The 13,322-nt window shown below is 64.2% G+C and carries 11 protein-coding genes; 1 reads left to right on the top strand and 10 read right to left on the bottom strand.

The window, feature by feature from the left end; all coding sequences use genetic code 11:
* Positions 1-247 precede the first annotated feature (247 nt).
* The 10 genes from NO876_RS04690 to NO876_RS04735 form a co-directional block, all read right to left on the bottom strand.
* Positions 248-1,291: an ATP-binding protein gene (locus NO876_RS04690; protein WP_256420514.1), complete on the bottom strand. Its 1,044-nt coding sequence runs from the start codon at positions 1,289-1,291 to the stop codon at positions 248-250.
* Between the two features lie 192 nt (positions 1,292-1,483).
* The gene (ppk1, locus tag NO876_RS04695) at positions 1,484-4,102 is read right to left on the bottom strand and encodes a polyphosphate kinase 1 (protein ID WP_256420515.1); all 2,619 of its coding nucleotides are present in this window, start codon (positions 4,100-4,102) and stop codon (positions 1,484-1,486) included.
* Positions 4,092-4,811 carry a metallophosphoesterase family protein gene (locus tag NO876_RS04700; RefSeq protein ID WP_256420516.1) on the bottom strand — a complete coding sequence of 240 codons (720 nt, stop codon included), beginning with the start codon at positions 4,809-4,811 and terminating at the stop codon, positions 4,092-4,094. Before NO876_RS04700 ends, ppk1 begins: the two co-directional genes overlap by 11 nt.
* 211 nt (positions 4,812-5,022) lie before the next feature.
* Positions 5,023-5,313, bottom strand: coding sequence for a DUF7999 family protein (locus tag NO876_RS04705; RefSeq protein ID WP_256420517.1), 291 nt, complete (start codon positions 5,311-5,313; stop codon positions 5,023-5,025).
* Positions 5,314-5,465: 152 nt separating this feature from the next.
* Positions 5,466-6,683: a DUF5305 domain-containing protein gene (locus tag NO876_RS04710; RefSeq protein WP_256420518.1), complete on the bottom strand. Its 1,218-nt coding sequence runs from the start codon at positions 6,681-6,683 to the stop codon at positions 5,466-5,468.
* 4 nt (positions 6,684-6,687) lie between these two features.
* Entirely contained in the window at positions 6,688-7,851 is a 1,164-nt protein-coding gene (locus tag NO876_RS04715) for a signal peptidase I (RefSeq protein WP_256420519.1), read from the bottom strand.
* Positions 7,852-8,021: 170 nt separating this feature from the next.
* Entirely contained in the window at positions 8,022-8,918 is an 897-nt protein-coding gene (locus NO876_RS04720) for a hypothetical protein (protein ID WP_256420520.1), read from the bottom strand.
* 103 nt (positions 8,919-9,021) lie between these two features.
* Positions 9,022-10,656, bottom strand: a complete 1,635-nt coding sequence (locus tag NO876_RS04725) for a PGF-pre-PGF domain-containing protein (protein WP_256420521.1) — start codon at positions 10,654-10,656, stop codon at positions 9,022-9,024.
* A 157-nt stretch (positions 10,657-10,813) separates the two neighbouring features.
* Positions 10,814-11,200 (bottom strand): hypothetical protein, encoded by a 387-nt coding sequence (locus NO876_RS04730; RefSeq protein ID WP_256420522.1) that lies wholly within the window; start codon positions 11,198-11,200, stop codon positions 10,814-10,816.
* 193 nt (positions 11,201-11,393) lie between these two features.
* Positions 11,394-12,152, bottom strand: coding sequence for a hypothetical protein (locus NO876_RS04735; protein ID WP_256420523.1), 759 nt, complete (start codon positions 12,150-12,152; stop codon positions 11,394-11,396).
* A 460-nt stretch (positions 12,153-12,612) separates the two neighbouring features.
* Between NO876_RS04735 and NO876_RS04740 the strand changes: the two genes are divergently transcribed.
* On the top strand, positions 12,613-13,188 hold the full coding sequence (locus NO876_RS04740; RefSeq protein WP_256420524.1) for a DUF7344 domain-containing protein: 576 nt from the start codon (positions 12,613-12,615) through the stop codon (positions 13,186-13,188).
* The last annotated feature ends 134 nt before the right edge of the window (positions 13,189-13,322 follow it).

A 13,322-nucleotide genomic window follows, 5' to 3' on the forward strand; every position in this document is an offset into this window, starting at 1 on the left:
GTGCGACATCCGTGGACCGTCCGCGCCCGAAAGACGGACCGCCCGACACGAGGGTTTCCCGGCCGACGCGGCACGCAGCCCCGGGATGAGGCCGGCCGTTAGTGTCTTGGGCGATATCTTCGACCGACCGTAGATGCGTCTCCGGCGAGTCGACGGCTCGGTCAACGAACACGCCCGTGACTCGTCCTTGCCACGCGACGAGTCGTCACTCCGAGGCGTGCGATGTCAGCGTTCAAGAGTAGTGCGGCTACGTCGGTCGCTCTTTGGGAGGGAGGTAAAAATGCACCACATTACCACGTGGCTCACGCCGCTCGACCTGGAGTTCCCCCCCGAGGGACTCGATGCACCACTTCATCACGAAGAGACCGACACCGGTGCCGTGGGAGGTGCTGGTCAACTCGGTGAACTCGTCGAGGACGTCGATCTCGACGTCCGGGATCGGCGGATTCGAGTCGACTATCCGTATTTCGACCCGGCCCGTGTTCGGCGACGGACCGACGGTGACCCGGACGGCCGGCGTCGACTCCGTGCTGTGGACGACGGCGTTTTGGACCGCGTGGCGGCAGGCGTACTCGAAGGCGGCATCGACGTGGATCCACATCGCCTCGCGCTCGTGGAGGCGGATCTCGGCGTCCGGGTACTCCGCTTCGACGGCTTCGACGACGTCCCGGAGCGGTTCGACCGCTCGTCGATACGAGCGGTTCGCTTCACACCGCGTCGCGGCGTGCTGGATCTGCTTCACCGACGTGGCGATGGTTCCCAGCTCGATCGCCGTCGACAGCGCCCGTTCCGCGGCTTCGGTCGCTTCCTCGTCGTCCGCTAGGTCCCGTACCCGTTCGACGTATCCCGCGATCTTGTTCGTCTCGTTGCGGAGGTTGTGGCGGAGGATCCGCCAGAAGAGCGCCTCGCGTCGGCTGGCGACGTAGTAATCCGTGATGTCTCTGACCTCCGCGAGGACGTACTCTCGCTCGTCGTCGGGAAACCGCGAGAAGTGCACTCGAACCCAGGCGAGTTCCCCGTCCGATCGCTTGAGCCGCCAGACGAACTCCTGCGGTCCCGCTTCGACGGCGTCGCGGAGACGACCGACGAAGTCCGCCGCCGTGAACGTGTACGTGTTCGCGGTGTAGGTCTCGACGGACAGTTCGGACAGTTCTTCGGTCCGATAGCCGAATATCGACTCCAGACGGTCGTTCGCGCTCGCGACGGTCGCCTCGGTCGCGTCGTACACCGCGATCCCGACCTGAAGCGCGTCGTACGCCGGCGGCAACGCCGGATCGTTTTGTAGAGCCATCGAGATACAGGAAACTCGGCCGGATCGGGGTATGGGTCTTGCTAAGAGAGCTATATACCGCTACGTGATCCCCGCGCAGACAGCGCGCCCGCGCCGTCGGAACTCGCACAGACCCCACGGCGTTCGTCCGTCGTCGCGCGGGTGCTCCGACCGTCCCGAGTCCACCGTGACGCTCCGTGGCGTCGAACGCGGCTACCCGTAGAGGCGTTCGAGCGCCGCTGCCGCGCCTGATTCGGTCTTCAGATACCGACGGCCGCCGTCCGGCGTGCGGACCGCGTACTCGTAGGCGTCGCTCTCCGGACGGTACCAGTACCCGTCGAACCGGTCGAGGGCGTCGACGGAGGACTGGCCGTCGGTCTCTCCATCGCGCGGACCCGACTCGGCGTCGTTCGGCCCCACGTCGGATTCCCCAGCGACCGGTCGGTCCTCGGTAGCGACGTCGGCTTCGACCGCATTCGTCCCGTCGACGCCGTCTGCGGCTTCCCCGGCGGTGTCGACCCCTTCGTCGTCCCTACCCGATCCCTCGATGGTTCCGATCGATTCGTCGGTCGCGTCCGGGTTCTCACCGACGGCGCCTACGAAAATGTCGCTGTCGAAGTCGTAGTCCACGCTGGGGGTAAACCGAGGGTCCTCGTTCCGTGCAGCGTTCCGCGCCTCCTCCATCAGAACGGCCTGGGTCTCGATTACGGGCTCCCCGTCGGGCGGGTGTCGCTGCTCGTAACTGCCGTCGGCGTTCATCACCCATCGCTTTCGGTTGTCGGCGAGCAGGAGGTCGAGGTTGAACTTCAACATTCGCCGAACGTCCGGATCTTCGACCGGCGTGACGGCCTCGACGCGATGATCGAGGTTGCGGGTCATCCAGTCGGCGCTTCCGAGGTAGTACTCGGGGTGGCCGCCGTCCTGGGGGGTGTCGAACTCGGGCGAGCGTGCCGCCCGCGTCCCGTTCTCGAAGTAGAAGATTCGGGAGTGCTCGAGGAATCGCCCCACGATGGAGTGAACGGAGACGTTCTCGCTGACGCCGTCGAGTCCCGGGCGGATCCGACAGATGTCTCTGACGACGAGGTCGATGTCGACTCCCGCCATCGACGCGCGGTACAGTTCCTCGACGAGAGCCGGATCCTCGAGGCCGTTCACCTTGACGACGATTCTGGCCGGCCGTCCCGCCCGCGCGTGCGCCGCCTCCCGACGGATGCTCCGGGTGAGTTCACGCCGCATCGTCACGGGCGCGACGAGCAGTTTCCGGAACTGTTCGTCCAGTTCCGGACCGGTGAACGAGTTGAACAGCGTGACCAGGTCCTGTCCGACGTCGCGGTCGGCGGTCAGCAGGCCGAGGTCGACGTACCCCTTCGCCGTCTCGGAGTGGTAGTTTCCCGTCCCGACGTGTGAGTAGAGGTTCACTCCGCCCGCTTCCTCTCGGACCACCAGCGCCGTTTTCGTGTGCGTCTTCAGCCCGATCGTCCCGTAGGCGACGTGGATGCCGTTCTCCTCCAGTCGGTGGACCCACTCGAGGTTGTTCTGCTCGTCGAAGCGCGCCTTGAGTTCGACCATCACCGCGACCTGTTTCCCGTTCTCGGCCGCCTCGATCAGTGACTGAATCACCTGCGAGTCGCTCGCGGTGCGGTAGATGGCGGCCTTGACCGCCAAGACGTCCGGGTCGTTGGCCGCCTCGCCGAGAAATCGCTGGACGGTGTCGCCGAAGTCGTGATACGGGTGATGAAGCAGGATGTCGTCCTCGCGGATCGCCTCGAAGATCGTCTTCCCTCCCTCGGGACCGTCGTCGTCCAGGCGCGGCGAATCCAGGCTTCGCAGCCGCGGGTGGGGTTGAGGCGTCCAGGACGGCAGTTGAAGTTCTGAGCGATCGAGTTCCGTGAGCGATATGAATTTGCGATAATCGAGCGGGCCGTCGAGCTCGTATATCTCTCGCTCGTCGAGGTCGAGTTCCGTCTGCAGCGTCTCGCGGATGTGCGGATGCGCGTCCGACTCGATCTCCATCCGGACGACGCTGGCAAACCGCCGCTGTTCCAGCACTTCCTCGATCATCTCGATGAGGTCCTCCGCGACTTCCTCGTTTCTGCGGACCTCGGCGTTGCGGGTGAGTCTGAACAGTGCCGTGTCGACGATGTCGACGTTCGGCAGTAGGAGATCCAGATTGTGCTTGATGATCTCCTCGACGAGAACGAAGCGGGAGGGCTCTTCGACCAGGACCAGTCGCGGCCGGTTCGGTGGGATCTTGATCCGGGTGAACGTCAGCTCGTCGCCCGCAGTGCGCGTCAGTACCGCGAGCGACAACGAGCGGTTCGAGATGAACGGGAACGGATGGGCGGGATCGAACGCCAGCGGCGTCAGCGTCGGTAGCACCGACTCCTCGAAGTACTCGCGCATCTCGCGACGCTCCACAGACGTGAGTGCGTCGTACTCCAGAATCTCGATGTCCGCTTCGGCGAGTGCCGGACGCAGCGCCTCGTCGTAGCACTCGGCCTGTCGCTCCAGCATCGGTTCGAGTTCCGCGTGGATCTCCTCCCACTGCTCTCTGGGAGTCCGACCGTCTGCCGTCGTCTCGGTCACTCCCGCCTGTATCTGCTGTCTGAGCCCGCCAATACGCTTCATCACGAACTCGTCGATGTTCCGCGTGAAGATCGCAAGGAACCGGACGCGTTCGAGCAACGGGTTCCGGTCGTCGAGGGCCTCGTGGAGGACGCGACGCTGGAACGCCAGTTCGCTGAGCTCTCGGTTGAGATACAGGTCCGTATCGGACAGGTCCACGTCCCGCGGGTCGTACCGATGGAGGTCCGGGTCGTCCTCAGACGGCATCGCAGCTGACCGGGTCCGCCAGTCGTGGATCGACGATGCTGTCGGCGTCCCGTGAGACGTGCGTCTCTCGCGGTTCGACCGCTATCAGTCCGTCCGCCCGGTAGTCGAACGCCGTCAGCGCTCCGCCGTACACGCATCCCGTGTCGAGTCCGACCGCGTGATCGGCGACGAACGGTTCCGAGAGGACGGTGTGACCGAAGAACACCCGGGGACGTTCGCGTCTGGTCTCGAACCAGTAGGGACGGTCGTAGCTGCCGCCGGGAGCCAGAGAGCGGGTGTTCAGCAGGTCGGTCAGCGTGTGATCCTCGACCGGTTCCCGATGGTCGATCCCGCCGTGTACCACGAGGGTATCGTCCCACGAGAGTGCCACCGGCAGCGATTCGAGGAACTCGTAATCCGCTGACGATAGCGAGTCGAGCGTCTTCCGTCCGTCGATGAGTTTCTGCTCGTTGTTTCCCCGTACGCTCAGGAAGTTCGGTCGCTCGGCGACCAGTTCGACGACTCCGGCGCTGTCGGGACCTTTGCGAACGAGGTCGCCGACGAACACCACGAGGTCCTCGTCCGAGGGGTCGATCCGATCGAGCAGCCGTTCCACGGCGTCCAGGCACCCGTGGACGTCGCCGACCACGTAGATGTCGTCCCATCGGGCGCTGTCGACGCGTCGATGCAATCTCTCGAGTTTCGGACCGAATGTTGGTGTCGTTGCCATAATTCCGAGATGGATTACCGTACTGGATCTGGGCCGGGTAACGGGTACCTTTCTTTATATTTGCGATATATACCGCTATAGACGCTCCAGTACTGTCCGTAGTACGCTCAGTGAGGCCCGTGTCGTGCGGATCACCTCGGGCTTCAGACAGTGGCGGTGGCCGACGCACGGTACCAACCGCGGGGATCCCTGAGAATCCCCTCCCGACGTGTTACCGCGAGATTCGGGGCGCCGCAGGGGAGACGTCGTCTCCGGAACGCGTCGAACTGCCGTCGCACACGCCTGTCACCCGCCAGACGTTGGACCGCAGTCCCACACGAGACATCGCCAGCGAGATCGTGGTTCCCCGAGGGAGCACTGCGAGGGTCCGACGGAGTTCCGTCGACGCGTACTCGGTGAGATGGCGTGTCTCGTTCGTCTCACACACCTCCACGGTCACCGTATCGTGACTGTTCATCGGTCTGCGGACGACGATGCGGGTGCGCGAGCCTTGTGAGGACATACGGAACCCACGAGGAGTACCCGGATAAAATGTTATATTTCCAATACAAACTGCTACTGGGGACTACGTACTCTCGGTAGCGAACCCGACGTTCGGGCGGCGACGTCCGTCGTGGTACTCTGTCGGTCCGGCTCCCTCGAAAGCTCCCGGACTCACTCGGTCGACTCGGCGTCACCCGTCGGTTCTGGCCCGTTGGCGTGAGAATCGGGGGCGTCTCCATCGCCGGAGTCGCCCGTTCGTGCGTCGGCACCGGACTCCGATGCGGGTCCGACTCCATCGTCGGGAGCGCCGTTCGCGGGGGACGGCGGCTGGTACGTGTACAGGAGGTCACCCGTCACGGCGTAGAACGCACCCGACTGCGGATCTTCGACGACGCCGGTGTCGTTGTCGATCGCGAAGTCGACGAGGTCTCGGAGACTCGACGCCTCCGCTCGCGGGCGCTCGAACACCGAGTCGGGGAGCCGGATCTGCGTGATCCACTCGGCGAACTCCGAGCGGTCGTCGCGGTAGGAGAGGTAGGCCTCTTCTTCGGGCGAAAGCGCGAGTCCGTCTTCGTTGCGCGCGTACAGCAGCGCGGCAGTTCCGGCTATCCCGAAGAGCAAGAGGACCGGGCCTCCGATCGACCGGAGCGGGCCGTAACTCCGTTCGGTGGTGACCTCTTCGGTCCGCTCGGGGCCCGACGACTGGAGCCCCGGTTCCGAGACGGAGTACGTGCCGTCGCCGTGATCGACGGTCATCTCGACTGTTCGCGTGTACGACGTCGACTCGCCGTCGAACGTCCCGTTAACCGCGACGTCCGAGACGACGACCATCTCGGTCGTTCCGGGCGACGCGCCGAGTTCCTCCTCGATCGACGCCGCGGTCGCGTCGATCGCCGAACTGTTGATCACGAACGACGCCGCCACGGTCTCGCCGGATTCGACCCCCGAGAACTGCTCGCTCGCCAGCGGTTCGCGCTCGCTCCAGTAGACCACCTCGTCGTCCTCGCCCACGTTGCGGATGACGAGTTCGGACTCCACGACGACGTCGACGTCGCTGGCGGAGGCCGCAGTGTACCGCGTCTCGACGCCGACGTCGAGTTCCGGAGCGATCTGCGTGAAGTACGTGTTCCGGCCGTCCAGAACCGTCCCGGTCTCGAACACGGGGTTCGGTTCGGTCACCTCCGCGGCGTGGACGTACTCGGTTTCGACGGTGAGCGGAGAGACCGTCCGCGTCTGCGTCTCGGTCCCGGGATCGACGTGCGTCGTGTACACCAGCCCGGCACCGACCGCGGCGGCGAGGAGACACGCGACGACGATCACGGTGAACTGTGCGTGCAGTATCGCCCGAAGGCGAAGCCGGGTTTCGCTGGGTTGTGTCGTGGCGTTCATTCAGTCACCTGTAGAGTTCACGGAGGAGACGGCGGTGCAGCGAGGGTTTCGCGCGCGATTCGCGGGACCGGATTCGCGCGGGCTCGCCGCGGAAGAGGACCAACCCGAGCGCGACGATGCCGCCGCCCAGCAGTCCGTTGATCGCGAGCAGCGGCGCCCACGGGTGAACGCCGTAGAGTTCGTCGATCACGCTGAGCGGCAGGATCGCGAGATAGCGGTGCTCGGTGACGAACAGCCGGTAGTAGCCGGTCTCCTCGGGGGCCGACAGCGTCACCGTGGTCGTCGCCTCGCCGCGGCTCCCGACGGAGACCCGCTGGGGTTCGACGTCGACGCCCGGGCTCGACGGCGTGACGTACGCGTGCACCGGAACGAGCCCGGCGTTGGGGACGACGTACTCGATCTCTTGGCTCGTGCCGCGCTCGATGACCGTCGGGTTCTCCGACTCGAACTCGGCACTCACGATTCCGTACTCCTGTGTCCCCCCGGGGACGACCATCGCGGCGGTCGCCGTCGCCATCAGCACGAGCGCTAAGACGAGCACGATCGCGAACACCGACGTGCCGTCGTCGCGCGAGCGGTCGCGTTCGGGCCGATCGCGGCTCCCCTGGTCGAGGTACCAGTCGACCCCATCCGCGACCACCGAGAGGCCGAGGAGAATGTACGCGATCCCCTGCGTTCCCTGGAACGATCGAACGCCGAACGAGACCGCGAGCCACGTCTGAAGCGATTCGAGCGCGGACTGAAAGCCCATCGCGAGGGTCCCCAGATGCGGGATGACGACGACGCTCCCGCCGACGCTGAGCGCCTTCGCGACGATTTCGGCGTCCTGGACGACCGGTTCCCCGCCGTCCTGATCGGTGAACGGGTTGTTGTCGCCCTGGGTGATGTACCCGCGTTCGGTCTCCTCGACGACGCGGTGGGTCGTCAGTCCGCCGCCCTGTATCTCCTGGGCCTCGAACGTCACCACGTCGCCGGGGGCGATGTCGCCCGCGATCGCCGTCGGGATGGCGATGAACCCGTCGCCGGGGTCGAGTGTCGGTTGCATGCTTCCCGTCTCCACGAAACTGAGGAGTATCGGCTGCCCGAGGAACTGCCCGACGATCAACGAGAGGATCACGACCACCGCGATCACCTGCAGCGTCACGGAGAGGGTTCGTTTGATAGACATATCGTATCTTACCGCGTCACCGCGAGCGTCGGTCGGAACGTACGGACCGGATCTGACGACTCCGCTCCGAGAATGTCATTGATACGTTATAAATTCGTGGTTCGACGAAGTCCGCGGGTCGGTCACCGATCGGTCTCGACGACTCCCGTGAGACAGCGGTTCCCGGGTGCTCACTCGTCGATTACGTCGCTCACGAGGAGGATGAAGGTGGCGATGAAGGCGAGACAGAAGCCGAGCAGGTGGACGTACAGGTTCACGACGCTCCCGCTGCCGGTCGGATCGGTCGGGAAGCCGACGACGGGATACCCGACGAGCAGGACCGCGCCGATCACGAGCAGGTCACCGTATCCCTCCTGCGACGTTACGGTCCGGATTCGCTCACGGACTGGCCGTCGAAGCCAATTGCCGGTGCGCAGCGCGTAGGCGACTCCAGTGACCAGACCGGTAGCGGCCACCCCGAACCCCGCGAGGCCGAGGTCGTCGGTCGAAACCGGTAGTGCCAGGAGCGTGATCCAGCCCGCGAGCAGGAAGAAGACGGCGGGCAGGGACCGCGACGACACCGCCGGGAAGAACCGATCACGAGCGTAGGCCCAGAGCAGCAGCGGGAGGAGCCCGGCCAACGCCATATTGATCCCCGAGAAGCCGAATCCAACGGCATTCCGCGGCACGGCCAGGTTCAGAGCGGACAGGACGAACGGGAACGCGAGCAGAAACGTCGCCAGCGCCGTGAGGAAAAACCGCCGTTGGCCGCTCAGGACGGCGAGCGCGTAGCCGACGCTCGCGAGTAGCCCGTACCCCACCAGGTTCCCCGCGAGGTGGCCGGTCCCCAGGTGAACGTAATGCGCGGTGAAGGCGGTCCACGGCGTGGGGTCGGTGTAGGCGAACGCGAGCGACCGGCGGGTCGCCTCCGGGAGCGCGAAGACGGCCACGAGAACGGCCGGCACCGCGCAGAGGACGAACAGGTCGACCGCTCGGACGCGGGCGAGTAGCTCCTGCCGGAAGCCGTCGAGAGGAGGCTGCGCTCCCTCGTCGAGGGGGTCGCCCTCGCCGGACGGTACTGGCGTCACGACTCCACCATCTCGCGCCCGCGGCTAACACCTGTCGCTCCGGTTCTCGCGAGCGAGAATCCGCGCTCGCGCCGCGGTCGCCCGAGGCCGGACCCCGTCGCGTTCACGACCGGGGCATCCGTCGGGCGAGTGCGACAAAGGCGACGGCGATCGCGACGAACAGCACCAGCCCGCCGAGTTCCACGAGGTCGATCCCGCTGGGCTCTAAGAGTGCCCCGGCCGAGCCGGCGTTCCCCTCAACGTCCGCCGCGGTCCCGGAGAGATCGTCCGCCGCGCTCGGGTTACCGTCCGCCGCCGGCGTGCCCGTCGCGTCCGCCCCGCCGACCGCCGCCGAGTCGTCCGGCGTGCCCGGGTCATCTTCCGTCGCTTCCGAGTCGACATCCGTCGCCGGGTTCTCGACGACCAGCCTCCCCGCGGACACGCCGTCGACGGCGAGCGCGATCTCGCCGCCCGTCTCGAACCGCCCGGTGAGGTCGACGGTCGTCGAGCCGTTGGGTTCGAGCGCGACCCGCTCGGTCGCCACCGCGGCTCCGTCGGCCGTGAGCGTGATCGACCGTTCGCCGCCCGCGCCGCCGCCGTTCTGGACGGTCGCCCGGACGGTGACTGTCTCGTTCGGCGCGGCGGTCGTCGCGTCGAGCGACGCGTCGGTGACGGTCAGGTGGGGGACCTCCTCGGCCACCGCGAAGGTGGAGAAGTCGTCGGTCCGCGCCCGGAAGTGGACGCGGTCCGCGGGGAGCCCCCGCTCGCGGGCGGTCTCGTCGCCGACGACCTCGGTGGGCAGCGCCTCCCAGGCGCCCGCGTCGGTCTGTCGGTAGAGGACCACGTTCTCGGGATCGACGCCAGAGCGGTCGAAGTAGCCCGAATCGGCGCTGAACCGCAGCGTCATCCCGTCGATCTCGTCGGGGTCGAAGTCGTACCGCAGCGAGAGGTACGCCAGCGACCGGGGCTCCGTGGGGGTGTCGAGCGCGCTCGCCCCGTCGAACGGATCGGGACTGCCGGCGGCGTTCAGTTCGAGGCTCCCGCCCGGCACGCCAGTCAGTTCGAGTCGGTCCATCGTGACGTTCCCGCCGTCGAGCGCCATCCGGTCGGCGTCGAATTCGACCGACTCGCCCGATCGAGCGCCGCTCGCGACGAACCGCCGCTCGTCGACGGCCGGCGACCTGACGGTCGTCGACAGCCCGCCGCCTCCCCCGCCCCCACCGAGCGACGACGGCGACGAGTCGGACACGTCCTCGGGCTCGGCGACCTCCGCGCGGATCGAGAAGTCGTCGGCACCGAGTTGGGTGCCCGCGACCTCCCCGCGCGTGTCGATCCGCAAGCCGACCGCGACGGTCTCGTTCGGCGCGAGCGTGACGTTGTTGGCCTCGCCCTCGACGGAGTCGCCGCCGCTGACGAACGTGACGGCCTCGCCCTCGTGTTCGATCCAGACCCGCGCGTACTCGTCGGCCGTGTACGTGATCGTGAAGACGCCCTCCGCCGAGGCGAGCGTCTCGGGGTTGACGCCCCTGAAGTCGGGATCGAGGTTCGGGTTGGTGGGAGAAACGTCGACGACTATCTCGTCGTCGTCGTTCAGGTACGCGTAGTCGCCGTTCGGCCCCTCCGCCGGCTGGACCGCGAGGCGGTCCTCGGCGAAGGTGTCTGTGGGGCCGTTGACCACCGCCGCGCCTGTGGTGAAGACGAGCGATCCTGTCGCTACGAGGAGTAAGGCGAGGATCGCGGTGCGGCGGTGGGACAACATCCGTGGCTCTGGCGGAGTTTATACTGGACGGAGTTTGGTTATGGTGTGCTTGAAGTTCCTGAAGGGGTCGCTTGATAAGAGAAATCGGTCGGAAGCAGCGAATTTATCCACAATGTTTTGATTTCACATATCATTCCTGTCCGACGTTGAATGTGGATTAGTCGCTTGCCGCGACGGCGTTGATTGTGAGCGTCACATCATACTCTATTTCCTGGACAGGGACTCCGTGTGTGTCAATTTCCAGCCCGCAGGGGAGCTGATTTCCGGTCGAAAGCGGCAGTGATGGACTGTCCTCTGTGAGAGTGCTCCCCGTCTCTACATCGTACATCGTCACGTCGGGAACTCCGCTCGTTTCCGTCTGCGTGTTGTAAATCTGAACGGGTTGTGTGCCTCGATTCTCGACACTGAAGAGTCCAGACGTCCCATTTCTAGCGTCCTTGCCGAAGCGGTAGACTGAATCTGTGCCGAGGCCTTCTGGATCTGTGTGGCTGTACTCGTTTTCACTTGATCCAGGCAAATTAAAGGCCAATTTGTCGTTCTTCAAGATTGATCGACCGCCATTCCCGATTTCTTTCAATGACAGAACCGCTTCAGAATCGTTAGAAGTTTGGACGATTACTGAGCGTCTAGCACTAAGGCTGGTGAAGGCCCCTGTTCCAAATATAAACGAGGAACTGAGGACACCTCCTAGCCCGATAACGAGATTCCGGCGGTTGATCATACAGAGTTATTTCAGATTACTCAGATTCTTCAGGAACTTCCTCCCCATTGTCTTCTTCTGGGGGAAGGTGTGGATCATCGTAACCGTAAATATCAAACTTCTCATCGTTTTCCGGAACGGTATCCCCATCTTCATAGCTACTTACAGCTTCAGCGACAATCGTGATATCCATATCAAGTTCTGAAAGGTCTCCAAGGTAACCACCAAATATCGCGCCGACATCCGGCATTGTGTTACCAACATCAACCCGGATCGCAGCTGGAACTGGGTGGTTTGGCAGACCAGACTTTTCCTGAGTATTCATAAGTCCGGTTCCACCCATCTGCTCATTGTAATAATCGTTTGCGGAGCCAGCTGCAAATGAAATGCCGTTTTCGTTGCCACTTCCGAGTTCTTTAGTTCCATCTCCATCAGGATCTTGCAACATATAAACAAATACGTCCTGAGTTCCTCGATTCGTAATATTGAATAATTCACCAATTACAGTTTGTGCATCAACATTAAGCCCTCCAACGTTGCCAGAGTAAACCTCACTCATACTTTCGGCATGAGACCCATCAAATTGGAGCGACAAGGCATTACCCTCAGTGTTCACATACTTCGAATTTGGACTGTTAGTCGGTTCAAGCGAGAGGAAAGCTGAGGCGTCGCCAGCAACATCAACATTAATCCCACGATTCGCACTCACACTCGTAAACGCGCCCGTACCCATTGCAGCTGCACTACCCGTAGCCAATGCACCCAGACCGGCGATGAACTTGCGTCGACTTGTCATAGTTGGTCTACCTCGTGTACCGCACGCGACCCGCGGCCGCCGACGCGGAGACGTCCCGCGTCACCCCGGGTCGCTCTACTTCACCCATTGGCCCATACCCATATCGTAATGATTCGCCAGAAGTGATTCCGGGCGGGGCTGAAGATTTTCCGTCGCCGTTCTGCCCCGGTCTGAACCCCTCGACAGGCGCTTCAAGCCCGGCCTGAATCCGCTCAGAAGCGTTCACGGGCGGCTCGATGTGCGAATCGTCGCTGAAATCTTACGGAACCTGGTACGAATTTGCGGTTCGCCGGCTGAGAGCCTCGTGACGACGACCGCGGTTGCGTCCACCGGACTGCTGTATGCCGGATCTCGGGCGCAAATACCCGTCTAAAGTCGTGATTTTCACGGTTTAGAACCTCTCATATCGGTATCACGATCGCGGGATTTATGTTGATTGACTCATACTTGTCTGACACGAATGGCGTCGGCACAACAGGTGGACGGGGGTGGTGAACCGGCGACAGAGCTCTCCGAGGACGAACTGTTCGACGTGCTCTCCAATCGACGGCGGCGCTTCGCGGTGCATCTGCTGAAGCACGAGGAGGAGACGATGGAGATCGGCGACATGGCCGAGCAGATCGCGGCGTGGGAGAACGGCATCGACACGGCGGAGATCACCGGCGACGAGCGCAAGCGGGTGTACACGGCGCTCCAGCAGTCGCATCTACCGATGATGGACCGCGCGGGCGTCGTGGAGTTCAACAAGAGCCGCGGCGTCATCGAGCCGACGCCCGCCCTGGAGGACGTCGACCTCTACCTCGACGTCGTCGAGGGCCGGGAGGTTCCCTGGAGCGAGTACTACCTGGGCCTCTCGGCGGTCTCGGCGGCGCTCGTCGCGGCCGTGTGGATGGGCGCGTGGCCGTTCGTGCTGCTCCCCGATCTGGCGTGGACGCTGGCGATCGTCGTGGCCTTCGCGTTCTCGGCGGTCACGCACAAGTACTACACCGCCGAGATGAAGGTCGGCGAGCCCGAAGCGCCGCCGGAACTGCAGTGAATCGCACGACTGGAACGGGACTATGCCACCGACCGACGGCCGTTCAGGCCCTCCGATACGGTCTTCAAGGAGTGCCAGACGGTGATTCCAACGGAGCATAACCATATGCGTTCGCGGCGTACGGTCTGACAGTG

It is taken from the genome of Halobellus rarus, from assembly GCF_024494595.1.
Classification (GTDB): domain Archaea; phylum Halobacteriota; class Halobacteria; order Halobacteriales; family Haloferacaceae; genus Haloquadratum; species Haloquadratum rarum.